21 protein-coding genes are annotated in these 20,771 nt (G+C 70.2%); 4 read left to right on the top strand and 17 right to left on the bottom strand.

Features of this window, described 5'->3' with window-relative positions; genetic code table 11:
• Positions 1 to 251: 251 nt before the first annotated feature.
• The 5 genes from Q1B08_RS14890 to Q1B08_RS14870 form a co-directional block, all read right to left on the bottom strand.
• On the bottom strand, positions 252 to 755 hold the full coding sequence (locus Q1B08_RS14890; RefSeq protein WP_299820482.1) for a cell wall hydrolase: 504 nt from the start codon (positions 753 to 755) through the stop codon (positions 252 to 254).
• A 432-nt stretch (positions 756 to 1,187) separates the two neighbouring features.
• On the bottom strand, positions 1,188 to 2,441 hold the full coding sequence (locus Q1B08_RS14885; RefSeq protein WP_299820479.1) for a cysteine desulfurase-like protein: 1,254 nt from the start codon (positions 2,439 to 2,441) through the stop codon (positions 1,188 to 1,190).
• Between the two features lie 22 nt (positions 2,442 to 2,463).
• On the bottom strand, positions 2,464 to 3,201 hold the full coding sequence (locus tag Q1B08_RS14880; protein ID WP_299820476.1) for an amino acid ABC transporter ATP-binding protein: 738 nt from the start codon (positions 3,199 to 3,201) through the stop codon (positions 2,464 to 2,466).
• Positions 3,198 to 3,875, bottom strand: a complete 678-nt coding sequence (locus tag Q1B08_RS14875; protein ID WP_299820473.1) for an amino acid ABC transporter permease — start codon at positions 3,873 to 3,875, stop codon at positions 3,198 to 3,200. The genes Q1B08_RS14880 and Q1B08_RS14875 overlap by 4 nt, the downstream gene beginning before the upstream one ends.
• A 46-nt stretch (positions 3,876 to 3,921) precedes the next feature.
• Positions 3,922 to 4,716 (bottom strand): ABC transporter substrate-binding protein, encoded by a 795-nt coding sequence (locus Q1B08_RS14870; protein ID WP_299820470.1) that lies wholly within the window; start codon positions 4,714 to 4,716, stop codon positions 3,922 to 3,924.
• Positions 4,717 to 4,866: 150 nt separating this feature from the next.
• Between Q1B08_RS14870 and Q1B08_RS14865 the strand changes: the two genes are divergently transcribed.
• Positions 4,867 to 5,556, top strand: coding sequence for a FadR/GntR family transcriptional regulator (locus tag Q1B08_RS14865; protein ID WP_299820467.1), 690 nt, complete (start codon positions 4,867 to 4,869; stop codon positions 5,554 to 5,556).
• 82 nt (positions 5,557 to 5,638) lie between these two features.
• Here the strand turns inward: Q1B08_RS14865 and repC are convergent, their stop codons facing one another.
• From repC to Q1B08_RS14840, 5 genes are all read right to left on the bottom strand, one after another.
• Positions 5,639 to 6,808 (bottom strand): plasmid replication protein RepC, encoded by a 1,170-nt coding sequence (repC, locus tag Q1B08_RS14860; protein WP_299820464.1) that lies wholly within the window; start codon positions 6,806 to 6,808, stop codon positions 5,639 to 5,641.
• A 177-nt stretch (positions 6,809 to 6,985) separates the two neighbouring features.
• A complete protein-coding gene (gene repB, locus Q1B08_RS14855) occupies positions 6,986 to 7,999 on the bottom strand; it encodes a plasmid partitioning protein RepB (RefSeq protein WP_299820461.1) in 1,014 nt (337 codons plus the stop codon).
• A complete protein-coding gene (repA, locus tag Q1B08_RS14850; RefSeq protein ID WP_299820458.1) occupies positions 7,996 to 9,204 on the bottom strand; it encodes a plasmid partitioning protein RepA in 1,209 nt (402 codons plus the stop codon). Before repA ends, repB begins: the two co-directional genes overlap by 4 nt.
• A 168-nt stretch (positions 9,205 to 9,372) precedes the next feature.
• On the bottom strand, positions 9,373 to 9,777 hold the full coding sequence (locus Q1B08_RS14845) for a type II toxin-antitoxin system VapC family toxin (protein ID WP_299820456.1): 405 nt from the start codon (positions 9,775 to 9,777) through the stop codon (positions 9,373 to 9,375).
• Positions 9,778 to 10,029, bottom strand: coding sequence for a type II toxin-antitoxin system Phd/YefM family antitoxin (locus tag Q1B08_RS14840; RefSeq protein WP_299820453.1), 252 nt, complete (start codon positions 10,027 to 10,029; stop codon positions 9,778 to 9,780). It abuts the gene before it with no gap.
• Between the two features lie 223 nt (positions 10,030 to 10,252).
• Here Q1B08_RS14840 and Q1B08_RS14835 point away from each other — a divergent pair, with 223 nt between their 5' ends.
• The 3 genes from Q1B08_RS14835 (at position 10,253) to Q1B08_RS14825 (ending at position 15,346) form a co-directional block, all read left to right on the top strand.
• Entirely contained in the window at positions 10,253 to 11,284 is a 1,032-nt protein-coding gene (locus Q1B08_RS14835; RefSeq protein WP_299820450.1) for a DUF475 domain-containing protein, read from the top strand.
• 291 nt (positions 11,285 to 11,575) lie between these two features.
• Positions 11,576 to 14,917, top strand: a complete 3,342-nt coding sequence (locus tag Q1B08_RS14830) for a M10 family metallopeptidase C-terminal domain-containing protein (RefSeq protein ID WP_299820447.1) — start codon at positions 11,576 to 11,578, stop codon at positions 14,915 to 14,917.
• A gap of 57 nt (positions 14,918 to 14,974) precedes the next feature.
• Entirely contained in the window at positions 14,975 to 15,346 is a 372-nt protein-coding gene (locus Q1B08_RS14825) for a hypothetical protein (RefSeq protein ID WP_299820444.1), read from the top strand.
• Positions 15,347 to 15,362: 16 nt separating this feature from the next.
• On the opposite strand, the gene Q1B08_RS14820 is transcribed toward Q1B08_RS14825, so the two are convergent.
• Genes Q1B08_RS14820 through Q1B08_RS14790 form a run of 7 tightly spaced genes read right to left on the bottom strand, consistent with a single transcriptional unit; the run spans position 15,363 to position 20,771 of the window.
• Complete coding sequence (locus tag Q1B08_RS14820; protein ID WP_299820441.1) at positions 15,363 to 16,094, bottom strand: ABC transporter permease; 732 nt, start codon at positions 16,092 to 16,094, stop codon at positions 15,363 to 15,365.
• Positions 16,091 to 16,813, bottom strand: coding sequence for an ATP-binding cassette domain-containing protein (locus Q1B08_RS14815; RefSeq protein ID WP_299820438.1), 723 nt, complete (start codon positions 16,811 to 16,813; stop codon positions 16,091 to 16,093). Before Q1B08_RS14815 ends, Q1B08_RS14820 begins: the two co-directional genes overlap by 4 nt.
• Positions 16,810 to 17,481, bottom strand: coding sequence for a TenA family protein (locus tag Q1B08_RS14810; protein WP_299820435.1), 672 nt, complete (start codon positions 17,479 to 17,481; stop codon positions 16,810 to 16,812). Before Q1B08_RS14810 ends, Q1B08_RS14815 begins: the two co-directional genes overlap by 4 nt.
• Positions 17,478 to 18,413 carry an ABC transporter substrate-binding protein gene (locus Q1B08_RS14805; RefSeq protein WP_299820432.1) on the bottom strand — a complete coding sequence of 312 codons (936 nt, stop codon included), beginning with the start codon at positions 18,411 to 18,413 and terminating at the stop codon, positions 17,478 to 17,480. Before Q1B08_RS14805 ends, Q1B08_RS14810 begins: the two co-directional genes overlap by 4 nt.
• Positions 18,410 to 19,411 (bottom strand): HesA/MoeB/ThiF family protein, encoded by a 1,002-nt coding sequence (locus Q1B08_RS14800; RefSeq protein WP_299820427.1) that lies wholly within the window; start codon positions 19,409 to 19,411, stop codon positions 18,410 to 18,412. The genes Q1B08_RS14805 and Q1B08_RS14800 overlap by 4 nt, the downstream gene beginning before the upstream one ends.
• A complete protein-coding gene (locus Q1B08_RS14795) occupies positions 19,408 to 20,004 on the bottom strand; it encodes a thiamine phosphate synthase (protein ID WP_299820424.1) in 597 nt (198 codons plus the stop codon). Before Q1B08_RS14795 ends, Q1B08_RS14800 begins: the two co-directional genes overlap by 4 nt.
• The gene (locus Q1B08_RS14790) at positions 20,001 to 20,771 is read right to left on the bottom strand and encodes a thiazole synthase (protein ID WP_299820421.1); all 771 of its coding nucleotides are present in this window, start codon (positions 20,769 to 20,771) and stop codon (positions 20,001 to 20,003) included. Before Q1B08_RS14790 ends, Q1B08_RS14795 begins: the two co-directional genes overlap by 4 nt.

Raw genomic sequence — 20,771 nt, 5'->3', positions numbered from 1 at the left:
CCACAGACCGAACCTCCCGCGCAAGTTTGTACCGGAACAGGACGCGCGATCGTGGCAAACATTTCGTGGAACCGACGGGGGCACCAGGGCCGTGAGCTGATCCTCTGGATTTCCGTGTGCCGCCCCCGCCCCTCACTCATGCAGAGGCGAACGGGTCTCGGAATCGCCAGTTCCAAAGGACGCCGCAGCGTGCGAGCTCCACGACCCGCCCGCAAGCTGTCGCCGACCCATCCCAAAAAGGCGCCCCGCCTCTAACGGTAGAAGACGTTGCCGCCGATCTCCACGGTCCGGTCCCGCGTCTCGAACCAATCGACGGCAACCGCTTTTTCCGCGTGGAAGAAAAGCGCACCCTCCGTCGGGTCGTCGATCCGGCCCTCCAGAACCGACTCGGCCGCGCGGAAGGCCCGTTCGCGTTCCGCAGGGTCGGCCATCCGCTCGGGCTGTCCGTCGCACTGGTAGGAGAACTGGCAACCGTCGGCGACCACGTCGCACACCTTCGGTGGAAACTCCTCGTGCGCGCGACGGTTCAGGATCACATACGCGACCGCCTGCCCGGCCCGGAGCGACGTGCCCTTGGTCTCGAAATACACGGCTTCCGCGAGACAGGCCCGGGCCCCCGGCGCATAATCCGTCGCCGCGGAGGCGGCGGGGGCCGACTTCGACGACATGGTCGGGCCGGCCGCCAGCTCCCCGGCCGCCGCGGGCAGGACGACGAGACAGGCGCAAGCCGTCAGAGGCAGAAGGAACGATCGCATGACGGGCTCATCCCGTTAGGAAAAGGTTCGGCGAGTATTGCCGCGCCCGCGCCGGCCGGCAAGACCCCCCCGCCTCGGACCGGTCCGTCGTCTCCGCCTTCCGGGAGCTCGACCGTGTTGTTGTCCGGATCGCGGCGAAAGGCGACGGCTCGGTTCTTCGCCGGACGCAGCGCGCGAGGAGGTCGCAGGCCATGACCGGGACGACGACGGACCATGACGCGATACGGAACCGGGCGGACGGCGAGGACGGCGCGGCTATCGTCCGCATCATGTTCCCCGACGCGCCCCGCTCCGGGCACGACGCGCTCGGGGGGATCCCCTCAGGCGCGGTCTTCGAGACGTTCGCCGGAAGCGGGCGCGCAAGCCTCTACGAGAAGGACAGCATGTCCTCGGGGCTCGTCGAGCGCGACCGGCGCGCGGCCGCGGCTCCCCTCAGGCCGCCGCCACGATCCGGTCCAGCGCCTCGCAGAGCCGGTCCACCTGCGCTTCCGTGTTGTAATGCACCATCGACACGCGCAGGACGCCGTTCCCGCCGTCCTCGCCCAGATGCTCGATCAGGCGGCGCGAATGGAAATCGCCGAACCGGATGGCGATCCCGTGATCGTCCATCGCCCGCGCGACCGCCCCCGAGTCGAGCCCGTCGAACCGGAACGCGACGGTCGGCACCCGCCCTCCGTCGACCGCCGTGTCCCCGATCACCCGCGCGTCGCGCCGCCCGCCGAGCCAGCCCAGAAGCCGCCCCGTCAACCGGTCCTCGTGCGCGGCGATGGCGCCCCAGGCCGCCGCGATCCGCGCCCGCCGGTCCCCTGCCCCGCCGTGGCGCGCGCCGAGTTCGTCGAGATACGCCGCGATCCCGTCCGCCGAATAGGCCAGCTCGTAGTTCGGGTTCCCCGGCTCCAGCTTCCCCGGCACTTTCTCCTTGCCGTAGAAGTAATGGTAAAGCCCGTCGAGCTCCCGCAGGAGGTCGTACTTGCCGTACATCGCCGCCACGTGCGGCCCATAGGACTTGTAGAGGGAGAACACGTAGTAATCCACGTCCCAGGCCCGCACGTCCACCAGCCGGTGCGGCGCGTAGGCCACCGCGTCCACGCAGATCCGCGCCCCCCGCGCGTGGACGAACTCCGCGATCTCGGCCACCGGGTTCACCCGGCCCAGGATGTTCGACACATGCGTCACGCAGACGAGCTTCGTGCGCGGCCCCATCAGCGGCTCCAGATCCTCCAGCCGGAGGCCCCAGCTCTCGCGATGCAGCGGCCAGAACCTGACCACGATCCCGAACTCCTCGAGCCGCGTCCAGGGCCCGATATTGCTCTCGTGGTCGGCGATCGTGACCACGATCTCGTCGCCGGGCGAAAGCTGGCGGCGCATCGCCCAGGCCAGCGTCTGCATCAGCACCGTGGTCGACGCGCCGAACACGATCTCCTCGGGACGCTCCGCCCCCACCATCACGCGCACCGCCTCGCGCCCGATGGCGAGCCCCTCGGCCGCGGCCTGGCTCACCGCGTAGCTGCCGCCGATCTGGACGTTGCGATGCGTCAGGAACTCGGTGATCCGCTCGATGGCGCCGCGGACCGTCTGCGACCCCCCGGCATTGTCGAAGAACACCCAATCGTCGCGCAGGCCCGGAAACTGGCCGTGCACGTGGTCGAGGTCGAGCGGGGCCCGGGGCGGGGTCTGGTCGGTCATCGTCTGTCCTTGCGTGGAAGCGTCAGTGGTTCAGCACGGCGCCGAGAAAGTCGCGCGTGCGGGGATGTTCGGGTGCGCCGAGCACGGCCTCGGGCGGGCCTTGCTCGACGACGCGCCCCCCGTCCATGAAGATTACCCGGTCGGCCACCTGCCGGGCGAAGCCCATCTCGTGCGTGACCACGATCATCGTCACCCCGGTCCGGGCGAGGTCGCGCATCACGTCGAGCACCTCGCCCACCATCTCGGGGTCGAGCGCGGAGGTCGGCTCGTCGAAGAGCATCACCTGCGGCTCCATCGCCAGCGCCCGGGCGATGGCCACGCGCTGCTGCTGCCCGCCCGAAAGCTGCCCGGGATACTTCGCGGCCTGCTCGGCGATGCCCACGCGGGCCAGCAGGCGGTCGGCCAGCGCCCCCGCCTCCGCCGCGGAGGCGCCCCGCACCCGGCGCGGCGCCAGCATGACGTTGCGCCGCACCGTCAGATGCGGGAACAGGTTGAAGGACTGGAACACCATGCCCACCTCGGCGCGCACCTTCGCGAGCGCCCGGCCCGGCACGACGGGCGTGCCGTCCACCCGGATCTCGCCACCCGCGTCGAAGGGCTCCAGCCGGTTGATGCAGCGGATCAGCGTCGACTTGCCGGAGCCCGACGGCCCGATCACGCAGACGACCTCGCCCTTCGCCACATCGAGGTCGATGCCGCGCAGCGCCTCGAACGCCCCGTAGGATTTCCGCAAGGCCCGGATCGAGACGAAGCCGCTCATCGCGCCCCTGCCCCGCCGCCCATGCGCCGCTCCATCCGGGACACGAGCGCGACCAGCGGCCAGAGCACCGCGACATAGATCAACGCCGCCCCGATCAGCGGCGTCGGGTTCGCGGCCAGGGCCTGCGCCTGCGTCGCCTGCTTCAGCAGATCCGGCATCGCCACCACGGAGGCCAGCGCCGTGTCCTTGACGACGTTGATCGAATTGTTGGTAAGCGGCGGGATCACGATCTTGATCGCCTGCGGCAGGATCACGTCGGACATGGTCTGGCGATGCGTGAGCCCGAGCGCGGCCGAGGCCTCGAACTGGCCTTTCGGAATCGCTTCGATCCCGGCGCGGAAGATCTCCGCGCTGTAGGCCCCGGACACCATGGTCAGCGCGCTCATCGCCGAGGCGAAGGGCGACAGGCTCAGCCCCACGAAGGGCAGCGCGTAGTAGATCACGATCAGGAGCACGAGGAGCGGGATCGACCGGAACACGTCGATATAGACCCGCGCGAGCGCCCGCACCGGCGCGGGCCCGTAAAGGCGCCCCATCGCCAGCGCGAGCCCGAGGACGAGGCCGGCGACGATGCTCGCCGCGCCCAGCTGCAGCGTGACCCACAGCCCCTGGAGCAGGAGTGGCCAGGCCCGCGCCATCACGTCGAGATTCAGGAATGTGTCGAAGACGTCCATGCGACCTCCCGGTCCGGGCCGACGCGAAGGCCGGCCCGGCGCCGGATCACTGCAGCGTCGGCATCGACATGACGGTCACCGTCGAGGTGCCCTCGTCGGGCGCGGCGCCGAACCATGTCTCGTGCAGATCGGCCAGCACGCCTTCCTCCTTCAGCTCGGTCAGCACGTCGTTCACTTCCGTCGCGAGCGGCGCGTCGAGCGCGAACATCATCGAATACTTCTCGCCGGTCTCGATGCGCTCGACGACCTTCAGCTGGGGCTTGTCCTTGGTGTAGTAGAGAAGCGCGGGAATGTCGGAGATGTAGCCGTCGATCCGCCCCGCCTCCAGATCCAGCATCGCCGGGGCCAGCCCCTCGTAGCGGCGGATGTCGCCGAAGCCGTGTTCCGCCTGATGCTCCGTCGCCCACATGTCGCCGGTCGAGCCGGTATCGACGCCCACCACCTTGTCGGCCATCTCGTCGAGCGAGGCCGGCCCGCCCGCCGCGACCGTCAGCGACTGGTCGCTGTCGTAATAGGGCTGCGCGAAGGTGACGGATTCGAGCCGTTCCGCCGTGATCGTGATGGAGGAGATCGCGAGGTCGATCCGTCCGGACTGCACCGCCGAGAACAGGCCGTTGAACGGGATGTTGACGATCTCGTAGTCGCGGCCCAGCCGGTCGGCGACCTCCGCGACGAGGTCCACCTCGAAGCCCGCATAGGCTCCGCTCGCGTCCTGGAACTCCCACGGGACGTTGCCGATATTCGCGCCGACGTTCAGCGCCTCCTGCGCCTGCGCGCCGAACGCGGCGGCGGAGGCGAAGGCGAGACCCGCGAGGCCCGCCCGGATGGTCGTGATACGCATTTCCGATTTCCCTGTTGTCCGTTTATCGTTACGACCGGTCAGACCGGTCTGACCGTCATGGAGGCATGTCCGGCCCCGCAATGCAAGCATTCCCTGCGTCCGGACGGATGCGGCGGCCGATCGGAACGAGATACGAGGACATCCGGCACGATGCTCGAAAAGACGCCCGTCGCGCGGGCCGCGACCCGCAAGCTGCAGGACATGATCCGCTCGGGCGAGCTTGCCCCCGGAAGCCGCATCCCGTCGCAGCGCGTCCTGTCCGAACGCCTCGGGCTGTCCCGTCCCATGCTCCGCGAGGCGTTGCTCACGCTGGAAACCCTAGGGCTGGTCCACACCCTGCCCTCGCGCGGCACCTTCGTTTCCGACCCGGCATCCGTGCCGCCTGCGCCCGGCATCTGGCGCTTCGACGCCGCCTACGACCTTGCCGACGTCTTCGCGGCTCGCCTCTTTCTCGAGAGCGAACTCGCGCGTCATGCGGCGGGTGCCTCGGATACGGCCACCCATGCCCGGCTCGAGGACGCGGTGCGGCAATTCGAGCAAAGCTGGGACGCCGGCGACCTCGTCACCCATGTCGAAGCCGATCTCGCCTTTCACCGCACCATCGCGGAAAGCTGTCCCAATCCCATGCTGCGGCATTTCTATCGTTCGGTGGAGACCGTCCTCACCGAAAGCCAGCGGCAACCGATCCCCAACACCGCCCGTGATCGCATGCGCGGCTCCATCGACGAACACCGTGCCATCCTCGCCGCCCTCCGCGCCGGCGACGCGTCCGCGGCGGCCCGGGCGATGAGGGTCCATATCCGCAACACCGCCAAAAGCGCGGGCATCGACCTCGAATAGAAGGGTCGACACGGAACAGTTGACAAACCCCTGCCGAACGGCTGCACCGCCCCCTGTTCACAGGTGTGAACCTTCCGAAAGTTCACACCTGTGAACCGGCCACGTCTCGCCCCGATCCAGCCGCCAACTTCCTCACCATCACCCGGAAATAGGCTCCCGGTGACCTTATGGTCGCCAACCGTTCCATCATCGAAGCGAGAACCCCCGCGGCATTCGCCCGCCCGACAGTTCGCGTCGCCTCCTGCCAGACCCGGCTCCCGATGCCCACCATAGGCCGTATCTGCTCCGCCAACCCGATCAGGTCGTCCCATGTCCGTATGGGCTGCGCCGCATAGCTCTGGATCTCGCGACACGTCACGAGCACCTTCTCGACCGTAGCCGCTTCGCGCCTCGGCTCCTGATCGACCGATATCTCATCTCCCGCCGAAAGCTCGACTTCGTTTCCCGCAAAAACACCGCGAGTGATCACCTTCCGGCTTTCTTCAAAATTCTTTCTTTCTGATTCCTGAATGTGCCGCTCATTCCGGTCGTCACTGACGCTCACTTCGTCCGAATCCAGCGCCGTTCGACACGCCCCGAGTGTTGTCTCGAGCGTCGTGATCCGGTCGCGCAGGACATCCGCGGAGAGCTTCCGACGAAGTTCCCTGGCCATGAGAAGAGCGGCGTCGTGCACGTCATTCCAGAGCAGGAGGGCAGGGGCGACGGTCCGGCCGTGGGTGATGAACGCGAGGAGGTCGCGGAGCATCAGGCTCGCGTCGTGGCGCATCCGGCGGGTCGCGTCCGTTTCGGCCCGGGCGAGCTGGGCTTCGCGGCAGATCTCGTCGAACCGACGGGACAGGGGGGCGAGGTCGAGACCGTAGGCGTCGGCGCTGTCGGCGTAGCGGCGGACATAGCGCTTGCCGTTCGGGCTGTCGCGCCGCGCCACGAGGCCGGCCTTGACCAGGGTGGCGACGTGGCGGCGGAGCGTGGATTCGGGCATGCCGTTCAGACGTTCGCCGATGGCGGCGTTGGACGCGTGGACGACGTGGCCCGCGGGGCTTTCGCCCAGACGGTCGCCCTTGTGGAAGGTCAGGAGCGCTTGGAGAACGGTGAGCGTCCGGTCGGACAATCCGAGCCGGGTCCGGGCGGCGCGGAGCTCGTGCAGGACGGCCCATTTGTCGATGCCCGCAGGCGCGGGTCGGGGGTCGGAGCGGTGGCGCAGGGTCGCGTCGTCGACGGGCCCGCGGAACGGGGCGAGGGGGGTGTATCCCATATGAACATGTCACGAAGACAAAACATTCGCGGGCCGCGAATCCCGAAAGACTTGCGGAAAGGTCACGGGATGGCTACCTTGAAAGTGCGAAAGACAAGGTGGGTCTCGTGGAGCTTCGGCTTTGCGGGGCCCGTTTTCGTTTCGGCTCTGGCGTGCCTCCTTGGTCGGTTTCGGGGTTCAGTCTTCGTCGCGCCGCGACCAGCGGGCGTGAAGGTCGGACAGGATATCCTGCGCCCCGGCTTCGATCCAGTCGGCGAACGGGCCGGGTTCGAGGTCAAGACGCAGGGCGGTCGAGGAGCGAGCAAGCGTCGCTGCCCGCTTTCCCTCTATAATCAATCTCTTGTGCTGTTTCTTCGACTGCCGCGCAGGGCGGCGGACGGGTTTCGTGACGGCGCGGAACACGGCGTCGAAGGCGGCCACGGACGGGTCGGGGGCGTCGGCCACCGGGCCCGACAGGGCCGGGGCCACGGCGGCCTCGGTCTGGACCTCCTCGGCCAGACGGACGAGACCGGCCCGGTCGGCGCCGGTCTCGGCCAATGCACGGCCGAGCGCCTCCCAACGGGGGCGGCCGACGCCGTGGGCGGGGCCGATGGCCTGCGCGAGCTCGGTGCCGACCATCTCGAGGATCGTCAGCGCCATCGAGATCGCCGACTTGGCGACGGTCAGCACCTCCGCCACCTCGGTCTGCGTGCCGAAGCCGGAGCGGACGAGTTCCCGCGCGAACAGGGCCTTCTCGATGAAGGACAGATCGCGCCGGGCCATGTTCTCGGAGACCTGCGCCTGCACTGCGGCGCGGTCGTCGAGATTGGCCACCAGCGCGCGGACCTTGTCGACCTTCTCCGACGAGCGAATCGCCTCGAGCCGGCGGCGGCCGTAGACCAGCAGGTAGCGGTCGGTCGCGCCCGGATGCCGGCGCACGAGAATCGGCACGACCTGGCCGTTGGCCTCGATCGCGTCGCGCAGGTCGGCCACGTCCTCCGGTTCCAGCCGGTCGGCGATGCGGTCGTCGTCGATCGCGGCGGGGTCGAGATCCCAGACGCGGTGGCCGTCCACGGCGTCGCGCGCCGAGCGCAGCGCCCGGTTCGAGGCCGCCATCGTGCCCGGCGCGGTGGCGTCGGGGGCGGGCAGGGGGGCGCCCGCGGCGGCGAGGCCGTCGAGCATGGACATGCGGCGCTTCTTGCCTTGCGTCATGTCCCCTTCCTCGGCTCCGGCGCGCGGCCCCAGGTCCGCTGGATGAGCTGCGCGATCTCGTCGTTGACGGCGTTCAGGCTTTCCATCGCGCGGTCGTAGGTGGACCGGGTGAAGGCGCTGCGCTCGACCTCGTAGAGCGTCTGCTTGGTGAGGCCGGCATCCGAGATGGCGGTGGATTTCAGCATCGTCGCGTTGAGAACCTTGTCGGCGTACATGGTGCGCAGAAAGGCCACGATGCGGTTCTGCGGCGCGTCCGTGGGCTCGTACCGGGTGAGCAGGTAGCGGATCCAGTCATGCGACATGTCCGCCCCGCTTTCGGCGATGACGTCCATAAGGTCGGCGGTCATGCGCAGGAATTGCGACATCGACATGACGTCGAGCATCTCCGGGTGGATCGTCACCAGCACGCCGGTCGCGGCCGAGAGGGCGGACATGGTGAGGAATCCGAGCTGCGGCGGGCAGTCGATCACCACCACGTCGTAATCGGCATCGACCTGCCCGAGCGCCTCGCGCACGCGGAAGAAGAACAGCCCGGCCTCGTTGCGGGCGAGCGCCCGGGGGGTGTCGTGCTCGAAATCCATCAGGTCGAGATTGCCGGGCACGAGATCGAGATTCGGGATATAGGTCGGCCGGATCACGTCGCGGATCGGCAGCGGATCCTCGTAGCGGATCGCGTCGTAGAGCGTGCCGCCGTCGTGGAGGTCGAATTCCGGCTGCACCCCGTGGAGCGCGGTGAAGGAGGCCTGCGGGTCGAGGTCGATGCCGAGGACGCGGTAGCCGGTCAGCGCGAGCCGCTGCGCGAGATGCGCCGAGGAGGTGGTCTTGCCCGAGCCGCCCTTGAAATTCATCACCGCGATGATCTGGAGATGATCGCCCGCGCGGCGGCCCGGAAGGTAATCGCCGGGGCGCCGCGCGGTCTTTTCCAGAAGCACGCGGAGCGCCTGGATGTCGGCGACCGAGTAGAGCCGGCGGTTGCCCGCCGTGGTCTCGGGGGAGGGACCCTTGCCTTCCAGATGGAGCTTGCGAAGATAGCTGTCGTTGACGCCGAGAAGCGCCGCGGCCTCGCCCGAGGTGAAGCGGCGCATCGCCTTGGTGGCGTCGGGGGGGAACAGGTTCTCGCGCTGGACATGCAGTTGCGCGGCGAGCCATTCGGAATGCTGCCGGATGACCGCGTTCAGGTCGTCCTGTTGGAACGTCACGTTCATCTGCCTCTCCGCCGCCATGCGTCTTGCCGATAGTGCGGCGTGATCACGGTTTGTCGCGTTTGCCCGCGTATTTCCGTGAGTGTTGCCAGAGGCCGCGGATTCGCGCAACCGGTTTCGCTGCGGAAGGGCGGGGGGCCGCCCGGCATGCCGCCGGGCGAGCCCGGCGGCTCAGGCGCCGGGGTCGAGCACGGCCGCGCCGGTCGGTTCGTAATGGCGCAGGTTGCGGGTGACGACGGTGAGGCCGCGGGCCATTGCCGTGGCGGCGATCATCAGATCGGCCGAGGCGTGACCCAGCCGGGCGGAGAGTTCGCCCCAGAGCGCCGCCTCGGCCGGGCCGAAGGGCAGGACGCGGCTCGCGTAGTCGCGGCGCAGCACCGCGAACCACGCCTCGAGTTCGGCGGCGAAGTCCGCGTCGCGGGGGCGTTGCAGGGCGATGCCGCGGGCGATCTCGCCGATCGTGACCGCGCTGAGCCAGAGGTCGCGGTCGGCCACGCCGTCCAGCCAGCGCGCGACCGCCGGATTGCGGTCGGGACGGCGCAGGAGCGACAGCACGTCGGTGTCGAGGAGATACACCTAGAGGTCGGCGTCGCGCGGCTCGACCGGGGCGCGGGGGAAGGGGTCGCCCGTGCCTGGGCGGTCGGGCAGGGCGGCCAGATGCGCGCGCAGCCCGGCGGCGCGGGAGGCGGCCTCGGTCGCGCGCCATTGCTCGGCGGCGACCACGACGACGGCCGGGCGGCCGCGGCGCGTCACCTCCTGCGGCGTGCCGGCGAGGGCGGCGTCCACGACCGCGCTGAACCGCGCCTTGGCATCCTGCAACGACCACATGGGCGCCTCCTGCCGCTTCGTTCCCCGCCGGGGAAACTGACTATCTGTCTGGTCAGATAGCGCGGCGACGCCCCGTGCGCAAGGTGCGGCGCGGGGCGCCCCCGCCACGTCGCCCGGCCTCACCCGGCCGCGCGGGCGGCGCATCGCCGGACGGGCGGCCCCGCCGCCGCCGGGCCGAGCGAACGCCTTGCGCCTTTCCCCGGACGGGGAAAGAAGGGGGCGCATGGGAACCGCGATGATCTATTTCCGCTGGGCGTTCGCCGTCACCGCCCTCGGGCTCGCGGGGACGTTCTGGCTGGGCTGGCGCTACGAGGGCGATCTCGGGGGGGCGCTGTCGTTCCTGCTCGTGGGCGCGGTGCTGGCCGTGCTCGAGATTTCGCTCTCCTTCGACAACGCCATCGTCAACGCCAACAAGCTCAAGACCATGTCGCCGGTCTGGCAGCGGCGGTTCCTGACCTGGGGCATCCTGATCGCGGTGTTCGGCATGCGCATCGTGTTCCCGCTCGCCGTGGTCGCCGTGGCCGCGCGGATCGGACCCGTGGAGGCGGTGCGCCTCGCGGCGACGGAGCCGCAGGACTACGCGCGCATCATGGCCGAAAGCCACCTGTCCATCGCGGCCTTCGGCGGCACCTTCCTGATGCTCGTCTCGCTCGCCTTCTTCATCGACGCGGACAAGGACGTGGACTGGATCCACCGGATCGAGACCCGGTTCCGCAGCATGTCCGTCGTGCCCGGCCTGGCCTACGGATTGGTCCTCGTGACCGTCCTGGTCTTTGGCGGCCTGCTGCCCGCGCACGAGCGGACGACCTTCTTCGCCGCGGCCCTGCTCGGCGCGCTCGTCTTTCTCGCGGTCGAGACGCTGAACCGCGTGCTCGAAGCGAAGGGCGCGACGCGCGCCGCCGCGCAAGGGGGCGCGGGCGCGTTCCTCTACCTCGAGGTACTCGATGCGAGCTTCTCCTTCGACGGCGTGATCGGCGCCTTCGCCCTGACGCAGAACCTGTTCCTGATCGCGATCGGGCTCGGGATCGGCGCGATGTATGTCCGCTCCATGACCATCATGCTGGTCGAGCGCCGGACCCTGAACCAGTTCCGCTTCCTCGAGCACGGGGCCTTCTATTCGATCCTCGCCCTGTCGCTCGTGATGTTCGCGCAAAGCCACGTGCATGTCCCCGAGGTCGTGACCGGCCTTCTCGGGGCGGCGATCATCGCGATCTCCCTCGCGGCCTCGATCCGCTTCAACCGGCAGGCGGCCTAGACGGGCCTGGACGGGGACGACGGCGTTCCGCCGCGATGCCGCGCGCCTGGTTCGCACGACATGCCAAAGCGCCTTCTCGTCTCAGGGCGAGGGCGCGGACAACCGCAGCGTGCACAGTCACTTGCGATGTTTCCGCAAAGGCATGTCCCGTCCGATGCGGGATGGACAAGCGCGGGAATCGAACGCAGTGTCGCTAAAGTTAACGGTGCGTAAAGATTATCGGCAGCGGCGGGGAAACAGGCGCCGCACAAACAATGCGGCCGCGAAGGCCGCCAGCGAGGGAGGCATAACATGCCGGATCAGGGACAGAACGCGAATGCCTGGTGGGTCAACGACCAGACCCCCGACAACCCCTACAACAAGAGCGAGGACTACGAGGCCTTTCTCGACTACCTCGGCGCGCTGAACCGCGATCTGACGCCCGAGATCGCCGCCGAGCCCCTCCGGATCAACGTGACCGAGCTGAACGACCATCCCGACTACCAGGAGGCCGCCATCGGCGCGCTGGAGATGTGGGCCAAGGTCACGCCGCTCGAGTTCGAGGTCGTCGACGACGCCCCCTTCAGCGAAGAGACCGACTGGATCGAGGTGGTCAGCCCCGAGCTGGGCGAGCGCAGCGACGGCAGCGCCTTTTCCAGCAACCGCTATGTCAGCATCGGCCAGCGCTTCCACGACACCGAGCCCGACCTCACCGAGCCCGGCGGCTACGTGTTCGACTCCTACGTCCATGAGTACGGCCACGAATTCGGGCTGAACCATCCCGGCCTCTACAATTACAGCGGCCCCGGCGGCATCCAGATCAACTACCTCAACAACGCGACCTGGACCTTCGACCGCCAGCAATACAGCATGATGTCCTATTTCGACGGCATCGACGTGGGCGGCGAGACGCGCTGGTCGGCGGTGACCCCGCTCATGGCCGATATCGAGGCCATCCTGCGGCGCTTCTTCTCCACCGTGGACGAGGACGGCACCCGGACCTACGAGACCGTGGAGCTGATGACCGGCGACAACGTCTACGGCTTCGCGAGCACCGAATACGGCTACGACCTCGACACGTCCGGGCCGCAGCGCGACATCGGCTTCGTGATCCACGACACCGGCGGCGACGACGCGATCAACTTCTCGGGCTCCACCCACGGCACGATCCTCGACCTGCGTCCCGGCCGCTTCTCCAGCGTCAACGGCCACGAGAACAACGTGTCGGTCTTCGACGGCCACAACGCCGACCGGTCCGGCTATCGGATCGAGACCGGCATCGGCAGCGCGCATGACGACGTGCTGATCGGCAATGCCGGCGACAACGTCCTCGACGGGCGCGGCGGCGCCGACCGCATGGCCGGCAATGGCGGCAACGACGTCTATTTCGTCGATTCCGACGACGACGTGGTGCGCGAGCGCGCGGAGGGGGGCGACGACACCGTGATCCTCCTGTCGCGGGATCTCGAGGTCCGCGACTTCGCCCATGTCGAGACCGTGCTCTATGCCGACGCCTCCACGCCACCCGCGCCGAGCGACGGGGACGTCCGGCCGAGCGTCGGCGACGTGGCCCTGAGCAGCATCATGATCGGCGACCGCACCGGCGAGGAACTGAACGGCGGCGCGGGCAGCAACACGATCTTCGGGCGCGGCGGCGCCGACCTCATCGTGGGCGGCACCGACTCGCTCGCCAGCCGCGACGTCAACAACACCATCGACGTCGCGGATCTGGAGGACCAGACCGAGAGCGACGACGGCCCGGACTCGCTTTATGGCGGGCGCGGCAACGACACGATCTACGGCGGCCAGGGCAACGACCTCCTCGACGGCGGCGCGGGCGACGACGTGCTGATCGGGCAGGCCGGCATCGACGTGTTCCGCGGCGGCGCGGGGGTCGACGTGGTGGATTACAGTCAGGAAAGCCCGTTCCAGCTTCTCGTGAACCTCGAAACCAACACCGCCAGCGGCGGCACGGGCTCGGGCGACACGTTCCACAGCATCGAGAACCTGATCGGCTCCGACGACCGCATCGACCGCTTCATCGGCACCTCCGACGCCAACCGCTTCTGGGGCCAGGGCGGCGGCGATTACTTCAACGGGCGCGACGGCGACGACGTGCTCGACGGCGGGGCCGACGGCGACATCCTCTACGGCGAGGGCGGCAACGACACGATCATCGGCGGCGGCGGCCAGGACTACCTGGACGGCGGCGACGGCATCGACATGGTGGATTACCGCGGCAGCGGCGCCGCCGTCACGGTGGACCTCGCCGCCGGCACGGCCAGCGGCGGCGACGCCGACGGCCCGGTGCAGATCGTCGGCCAGGGCACCCTCTATCGCAGCGACATCCTCGCGGGCTTCGAGAACGCGGCCGGCTCGTTCCACGACGACCGGCTGATCGGCGACGGCGGCGTCAACACGCTGCGCGGACGCTCGGGCGACGACACGCTCACCGGCGGCGCCGGGCGCGACGTGCTCGACGGCGGCGCGGGTCGCGACATGGCCGACTATTCCGACGCCGAGACCGGGGTGCGCCTCAATCTCGGGCGCGGCGGCTCGATGGGCGACACGTTCGTCTCGATCGAGGATCTCGCCGGGTCGGGCGCGGACGACCGCATCCTGGGCGACGGCGCAGCCAACACGCTCGTGGGTCAGGGCGGCGGCGACCGGATCGCGGGGCGTGGCGGCGACGACATGCTGATGGGCGATTTCAACGACGCGGACGACGCCGTGGCGCGTCCGGGCATGGGCTCGGGAGAGACGACGCTCGGGGCGGACGCCGCGAACAACGCCATCGCCTCGGCCTTCGACTTGTCGGACAACTTCTCGCTCGACGCGGATCCGGAGATCTTCGACTCGACGGAGGTGCTGCACACCACGGTGAACGCGACCGGCAACGGGGAGGCGGGCTACTACAGCATCGACCTCGCCGCGGGCACGATCCTGACCCTCGACATCGACGGCATCGCCGATCCCAACGTGCACGACAGCTATCTGCGGCTGCTCGACGCGTCCGGGGAGATCGTGGCGGAGAACGACGATGGCGGCGGCGATCCGGGATCGGCCACGAACCGCGATTCGAGCCTGATCCACGTCGTCGAGGAAACCGGGACCTACTACATCGTCGAGGGAAGCTGGACCGGCGAGTCCGACGAGCCCTCGGGCTGGACCCCGGCGGTGCCCGAAGGCTCGACCTACGAGCTCCACGTCTCCGTGGACTTCCCGCCCGCACCGCCGCAGCCCGGCGAGGCCGGCGCGGACGTGCTGCGCGGCGGACGCGGCAGCGACCTGCTCGACGGCGGGCTCGGCTCCGACACGCTGAACGGGGGCCGGGGCGAGGACACGTTCCGCTTCTCCACGGCGCTCGGAATGGACAATGTCGATACGATCGTGGATTTCGACGTGGCGGACGACATGTTCCTGCTCGACACGCTGATCTTCGCGGATGCCGGCAGCGAGGGGGCGCTCTCCTTCGGGGCGTTCCGGGCCAACAATGCCGGCCGGGCGCGGGACGCGGACGACCGCATCCTCTACGACAGGAACGACGGCGCGCTGCTCTACGACGCCGACGGGTCCGGGGACGACGCGGCCGTGGCCTTCGCGCGCCTCGGCACGGGGCTGGAGCTGTCGGCCGGGGACTTCTACCTCGTCTGAGCGAAACGCGGGCGGCGCCGGAGACCGGCGCCGCCCGCACCACCGGGAGGATCCGGAATGGACTTGTGCCGCCGCACGATGCTGACCCTCCTCGCCGCGACGCTGACCGCCGGCCCGTCGCTCGCCCAGCCCGCGGAGATCCGCGGCACCGTCGTCCTGGCGGACGGCACGACCATCCCGAAGGGCATGATCGCGGTCGAGCTGGAGACGGGGTCCGGCCCGTCGCAGGACCTCCGCCTCGACAGCGACGGCCGCGCGAAAGCGGTCGAGTTCGCGCTGCCCGCGGGCGGTGCCGGACCGGGTTCGCGAATTGTCGTCCATCTCGAACGCGCCGATGGCTGGCTTCTTGCCCGCGGCAGCGCCCCGGTCGAACCGGGCGCGCCGGTCGCCGTCACGCTTCACCCGGTCATGTACGGGGACCGGACCTGACGGCTGGACCCGGACCCTAGCTGTCCCACAGCTTCCGGCAGGCCGCATCGACGGCGGCATGGAGGGCGAGCGTCCCGACGGCCAGCACGATCAGCGCGGCGAACATCAGGTCGATCTTCGCGCGCCCGTTCGCCAGCAGCATGAGGTAGCCCAGGCCCCGGGACGCGCCGACCCATTCGCCGATGATCGCGCCGATCGGGGCGTAGACGGCGGCGAGGCGCAGGCCCGAGGCGAAGCCGGGCAGGGCCGCCGGCACCCGGACGCGCCACAGGACGCGTGCGGGCGTGGCATTCATCACCCGCGCGAGCTCCAGCCAGCCGGGCGGCGTCCGCATCAGCGCGTCGAAAAAGGCCGAGGTGACCGGAAAGAAGATGATGAGCAGCGCCATCGCGACCTTGGACAGAAGCCCGTAGCCCAGCCAGAGCGTCAGGATCGGCGCCAGCGCGAAGACCGGCACGGCCTGGCTGAACACGAGCATCGGGCGCAGCAGCGACCGCGCGAGCGGCGACGCGGCCAGCAGGATCGCGGCGACGAAGCCCAGGGCCGCGCCGATCCCGAGGCCGAGGAGCACCTCGGCGGCGGTGACGAGCGCGTGTTCGGCGATCAGCGCGCGGCTGGTCCAGAGCGTGGCGAAGACGAGGCCCGGCCCGGGCAGGATGAAGCGCGGCAGTTCGGCCAGCACCACGAGGAGGTGCCAGGCGAGCAGGGCCAGAAGCGCGATGCCGGCGATGCGGACGGCGGATCTCATCGCGCCTCCATGAGCCGCCGCAGCAGCCGGCTCTGGAACGCGAGGGTTTCGGGCGCGTCGAAGGGGCGGGGCACCGGGGCGTCCGGCGGGTCGATGGCGGCGATCCCGTCCCGCGTCATCAGGAGGATGGTCTGCCCCAGCCGCGCCGCCTCGGCGGCGTCGTGGGTGACGTGGAGGACGGTGCGGCCGGCGAGCAGTCCGGTCGCCAGATCCTGCATCAGCGCCCGTGACCGGGCGTCGAGGGCGGAGAACGGCTCGTCCAGCAGCACGACCGGCCGATCCTCCATCAGGGTCCGCGCGAGCGCCACGCGCTGCCGCTGGCCGCCGGACAGGGCTCCCGGCCGCTTCGCGGCATGCTCGGCGAGCCCGACGCGTTGCAGCACCTCCCGCGCCCGGTCCGCCTGCGGCGCCCCGCCCCGCAGACGCGCGCCGAGGGTGACGTTGGCGGTCGCGTCGAGCCACGGCAGCAGCAGGTCGCTCTGCGCCATCAGGGCGACGCGGCCGTCGAGCGGCGCGCCGTCATCCGCCCCGGCCTCGCCGTCGAAGGCCAGGCCGTCGTCCAGCCCCGCGAACAGGCGGAGGATCGTGGACTTGCCCACGCCGGAGGGCCCGAGCAGGCACGTCCATCGCCCGGCGGGCGCGTCCAGAGTGACGGGGCCGAAAACCGGCACGCCGTCGATCGTCGCGCGCCCGGCGAGACGCAGCGCGGGCGCGGTCATGCCGAAAGACCGAGGCCCCAGAAGTCGACCTCGAGCCGGGTCGCCGTCTCGAAGCGGGCGCAGAGGCGGGGCCAGCGGGGCGAGCGTTCGGGCGCTTCGCCCAGCCGCCGGGCGACCGCCGCGTCGATCAGCGCGCCGACCTCGCGGCAGGTGCGCTGGTATTCCGCGCCGGCATAGGTGGCGATCCAGTCGGCATAGGGCGTGGGGCCGGCCTTCGCCCCCAGCCGCGCGCCGATCTCCCCGTAGCCCAGCACGCAGGGCGCCAGCGCCGCCATCAGGTCGAGGAAGTCGCCGGAATGGCCGGCATCGAGGACGTAGCGGGTATAGGCGAGGTTCTGCGGCGCCTCGCGGGCCGCGAAAAGCTCCGCCTCCGGGATGCCTTCGGCGGCGCAGGTCCCGACATGGAGGCGCATCTCCTCGTCGAGAAGCGCGTGGACCGTGGCGGCGCAGGCGCGCATCTCGTCCAGCGTCTCGGCCTTGGTCACGGCGAGCGCCCAGGCGCGGGAGAAATGCACGAGAAAGACGTAGTCCTGCACGAGGTAGCGCAGGAACCCCTCGCGCGGCAGCGTGCCGTCGCGCAGCCCCTCGACGAAGGCGTGGCGGGTGTAGTCCTGCCACGCCTCTCCGGCGGCCGCGCGCCAGAGCGGAAAGGTCGCCCCGTAGCTCATTCCGCCCCCGGATCCACCGCCAGCGCGGAGACGGGCCGTGTGCCCTCGACCAGTCCGGCCTCGTTCAGGAACGTCTCGAACCGGGCATAGCGGCCCGCGTCCAGCGCCTCGGGGCGTAGCGCGAAGCGCGGGATCGTGTCGGCCCAGGCCCGCTCGTTCAGCTCGTCCTGCAACTCGGTGGAGGTGCCGGAGAAGATCTCCCAGCTTGCCTGGGGGTTGTTCACGATGAACTGCACGGCCTTTTCCGTCGCGCCGAGGAAGCGGCGGATCATGTCGCGGTCCATCGTCTCGGGATTGGCGATGTAGATCAGCTCGTCATAGGTCGGGACGCCTTGCTCCTCGGGGTAGAAGCATCGGCCCGCGACGCCCTCGATCTCCATCTGGTTGAGCTCGAAGTTGCGGAACGCGCCGATCACCGCGTCGACCTGCCCCGACATCAGCGCGGGCGACAGCGCCCAGTTGACGTTGACCAGTTCGACATCCGCGATGCCGAGACCGGCCTGGACGAGCATCGCCGACAACAGCGCCTCCTCGACGCCCGCCACCGAAAAGCCGATCTTGCGGCCTTCCAGATCCGCGATCTCCGCGACGGGGCCGTCCTCGAGCACGAGGAGGCAGTTGAGCGGCGTCGCCACGAGGGTGCCGACACGGATGAGCGGCATCCCCTCGGCGACCTGAAGGTGGAGTTGCGGCTGGTAGGAGATGGCGATGTCGGCGCGGCCGGCGGCGGCCATCTTGGGCGGATCGGCGGGGTCGGCGGGGGCGATCACCTCGACCTCCAGCCCCGCCTCCGCGAAGTAGCCCTGCTCCTGGGCCACGATGATGGGACCATGGTCCGGATTCACGAACCAGTCGAGCACGACACTCATTTGATCCTGTGCCGCGGCGGGCGCGGCGGCGAGCAGTGCGAGGGCGGTCAGGGTGGCTTTCATCGGGTCTCTCCGGCGGGGTCGATTGCGGGGGCCTCGTCGCCCAGGGCGACGAGGAAGATGTCGCCGTCCCATGTGGCGGCGAGGCGTTCGGCCGCCTGCCACGAGCGCTGGCCCGAGCGGCAGCAGAGCACGGCGCGCTGACCGGGGGCGGGGCGGGGCCCGCCGGGACCGAAGGCGGTCACGGGCAGGCGACGCGCGGCGGGGCGCACCAGCGGCGCCTCGCCCTCGGCGCGAAGGTCCACGAGGAAGTCGCCCGGGGCGATCTCGGCGGGCGCGAGGAAGCGCGGCTGGCGGTCGGGCTCGGGCGCGCCCGCGAAGCGGAAGCCGCCGAAGCGGAAGCCGCGCGCGTCGAAGGTGACGAGCTGGCCCAGCGGGGAGGGTTCGATCCCGGCGAGGAGCGCCACGGCCATCTGCGCCTGCACCGCGCCGAGGATCCCCACCACCGGCCCCAGAACGCCGTCCTCGGCGCAGGATCCCAGACGCTGCGGCAGGTCGGGGAACACGGCGCGCAGGCTCGGCGCGCCGCCGCAGAAGGCGCCCGCGTAGCCGTCAAGCTCGATCACCGAGGCGCTGACCAGCGGGCGCCCGGCGGCGTGGCAAGCGTCGGACAGGACGTAGCTCGCCGCGAAGCTGTCGGCGCAGTCGAGGACGAGGTCGGTGCCCTCGCAAAGCGCGTCCGCGTTGGCGGGGTCGAGCGCGGCCGTGACCGGCTCCACCCGGCATTCCGGATTGAGCGCGGCGATGTGGGCGGCGGCGGCCTCGGCCTTGGGGCGGTCGATATCGGCCTCGCGGAACAGCGTCTGGCGGTGCAGGTTCGATATCTCCACCCGGTCGGGATCGACCAGCCGGATGCGCCCGACGCCGGCGCCGCCGAGATATTGCAGCACCGGCGCCGCGAGCCCGCCCGCGCCCACGACGAGCACATGCGCATCCCGCAGGCGGGCCTGACCCTCCGGCCCCAGGTCTGGCACGACGACCTGTCGCGCGTAGCGGTTCATCGCGTGGCCTCGATCCACTGGCGGACGCGGTCCTCGGGGTCGTCGCGGAGCGTGATGTCGGTCACGGCGGACACGATGTCGGCCCCGGCCCGGAAGGCGCCCTCGGCCCGCGCGACCGACATGCCGCCGATGGCGACGAGGGGGATGTCGCCGATGCGGCGCTTCCATTCGGTGACGCGGTCGAGCCCCTGCTCGTGCCAGCGCATCTTCTTCAGGATCGTCGGATAGACCGGCCCGAGCGCCACGTAGTCCGGCGCGAGCGCCAGCGCGCGGTCGAGCTCCGCGTCGTCGTGCGTGCTGATCCCGAGCTTCAGACCTGCGCGGCGGATCGCGGAAATGTCGGCGTCGTCGAGATCCTCCTGGCCCAGATGCACCCAGTCGCAGCCGGTCTCGATGGCGATGCGCCAGTGATCGTTGACGACGAGCACCGCGCCGTGGTGCCGGCAGAGATCGCGCGCACGCGCCACGTCGCGGCGCAGCGCCGCCCCGGGGGCGTCCTTGATGCGGAGCTGCACCAGCTTCACGCCGAGCGGCAGGGTGCGGTCGAGCCAGTCCGGCCCGTCGAAGATGGGATAGAAGCGGTCGAGTTTCATTCCAGGAACGCCCTTCCGATCACCGGGGTGGAGGGGGCGGCCATGTCGCGCGGCTCCATCGGATCGGCCCCGTAGGCCAGCCGCCCGGCCTCCACCGCGCGGGCGAAGCCCTCGGCCATCGCCGCCGGATCGCCGGCCTTCGCGACCGCGGTGTTCAGGAGCACCGCGTCGAACCCCATCTCCATCGCCATCGCCGCCTGGCTGGGCAAGCCGAGCCCCGCATCGACCACCATCGGCACGTCGGGAAACTGCGCGCGCAGCGTCCGGAGTCCGTAGACGTTGGTGAGCCCCAGCCCGGTGCCGATGGGCGCGCCCCAGGGCATCAGCACCTCGCAGCCCGTGTCGAGCAGTCGGTCGGCCAGCACAACGTCCTCCGTGGTGTAGGGAAAGACCTGGAAGCCGTCCTCCGTGAGGATGCGCGCGGCCTCCACCAGCCCGAACGGGTCGGGCTGGAGGGTGTCGGCATGGCCGATCACCTCGAGCTTGATCCACGGCGTGTTGAAGAGCTCGCGCGCCATCTGCGCGGTGGTCACCGCCTCGCGGGCCGAATGGCAGCCGGCGGTGTTCGGCAGGACGCGGACCCCGAGCTCCCGCACGAGATCCCAGAAGGCCGTGCCGGCCCGCTCGCCCCCCGCCTCGCGGCGGACGGACACGGTCGCGATGCCCGCGCCGGAGCGGCGGAAGGCCTCCGCCAGCACGGAAGGAGACGGGTATTGCGCCGTGCCGAGCATCAGGCGCGAGGCGATTTCGGTTCCGTAGAGCTCCAT

The sequence above is a fragment of the uncultured Jannaschia sp. genome (assembly GCF_947494025.1).
GTDB lineage: Bacteria > Pseudomonadota > Alphaproteobacteria > Rhodobacterales > Rhodobacteraceae > Jannaschia.
The sequence above is the reverse complement of the archived record's forward strand: the minus strand, read 5'-3'. Positions and strand labels throughout refer to the sequence as shown.

Coding starts and splice junctions, on each gene's coding strand:
- Q1B08_RS14890 (WP_299820482.1), bottom strand. CDS start 755: ATGCGATCGTTCCTTCTGCCTCTGACGGCTTGCGCCTGTCTCGTCGTC.
- Q1B08_RS14870 (WP_299820470.1), bottom strand. CDS start 4,716: ATGCGTATCACGACCATCCGGGCGGGCCTCGCGGGTCTCGCCTTCGCC.
- Q1B08_RS14880 (WP_299820476.1), bottom strand. CDS start 3,201: ATGAGCGGCTTCGTCTCGATCCGGGCCTTGCGGAAATCCTACGGGGCG.
- Q1B08_RS14830 (WP_299820447.1), top strand. CDS start 11,576: ATGCCGGATCAGGGACAGAACGCGAATGCCTGGTGGGTCAACGACCAG.
- Q1B08_RS14815 (WP_299820438.1), bottom strand. CDS start 16,813: ATGACCGCGCCCGCGCTGCGTCTCGCCGGGCGCGCGACGATCGACGGC.
- Q1B08_RS14835 (WP_299820450.1), top strand. CDS start 10,253: ATGGGAACCGCGATGATCTATTTCCGCTGGGCGTTCGCCGTCACCGCC.
- Q1B08_RS14875 (WP_299820473.1), bottom strand. CDS start 3,875: ATGGACGTCTTCGACACATTCCTGAATCTCGACGTGATGGCGCGGGCC.
- Q1B08_RS14885 (WP_299820479.1), bottom strand. CDS start 2,441: ATGACCGACCAGACCCCGCCCCGGGCCCCGCTCGACCTCGACCACGTG.
- Q1B08_RS14865 (WP_299820467.1), top strand. CDS start 4,867: ATGCTCGAAAAGACGCCCGTCGCGCGGGCCGCGACCCGCAAGCTGCAG.
- Q1B08_RS14810 (WP_299820435.1), bottom strand. CDS start 17,481: ATGAGCTACGGGGCGACCTTTCCGCTCTGGCGCGCGGCCGCCGGAGAG.
- Q1B08_RS14825 (WP_299820444.1), top strand. CDS start 14,975: ATGGACTTGTGCCGCCGCACGATGCTGACCCTCCTCGCCGCGACGCTG.
- Q1B08_RS14790 (WP_299820421.1), bottom strand. CDS start 20,771: ATGGAGCTCTACGGAACCGAAATCGCCTCGCGCCTGATGCTCGGCACG.
- repB (WP_299820461.1), bottom strand. CDS start 7,999: ATGACGCAAGGCAAGAAGCGCCGCATGTCCATGCTCGACGGCCTCGCC.
- Q1B08_RS14795 (WP_299820424.1), bottom strand. CDS start 20,004: ATGAAACTCGACCGCTTCTATCCCATCTTCGACGGGCCGGACTGGCTC.
- Q1B08_RS14805 (WP_299820432.1), bottom strand. CDS start 18,413: ATGAAAGCCACCCTGACCGCCCTCGCACTGCTCGCCGCCGCGCCCGCC.
- repA (WP_299820458.1), bottom strand. CDS start 9,204: ATGAACGTGACGTTCCAACAGGACGACCTGAACGCGGTCATCCGGCAG.
- Q1B08_RS14820 (WP_299820441.1), bottom strand. CDS start 16,094: ATGAGATCCGCCGTCCGCATCGCCGGCATCGCGCTTCTGGCCCTGCTC.
- repC (WP_299820464.1), bottom strand. CDS start 6,808: ATGGGATACACCCCCCTCGCCCCGTTCCGCGGGCCCGTCGACGACGCG.
- Q1B08_RS14840 (WP_299820453.1), bottom strand. CDS start 10,029: ATGTGGTCGTTGCAGGATGCCAAGGCGCGGTTCAGCGCGGTCGTGGAC.
- Q1B08_RS14800 (WP_299820427.1), bottom strand. CDS start 19,411: ATGAACCGCTACGCGCGACAGGTCGTCGTGCCAGACCTGGGGCCGGAG.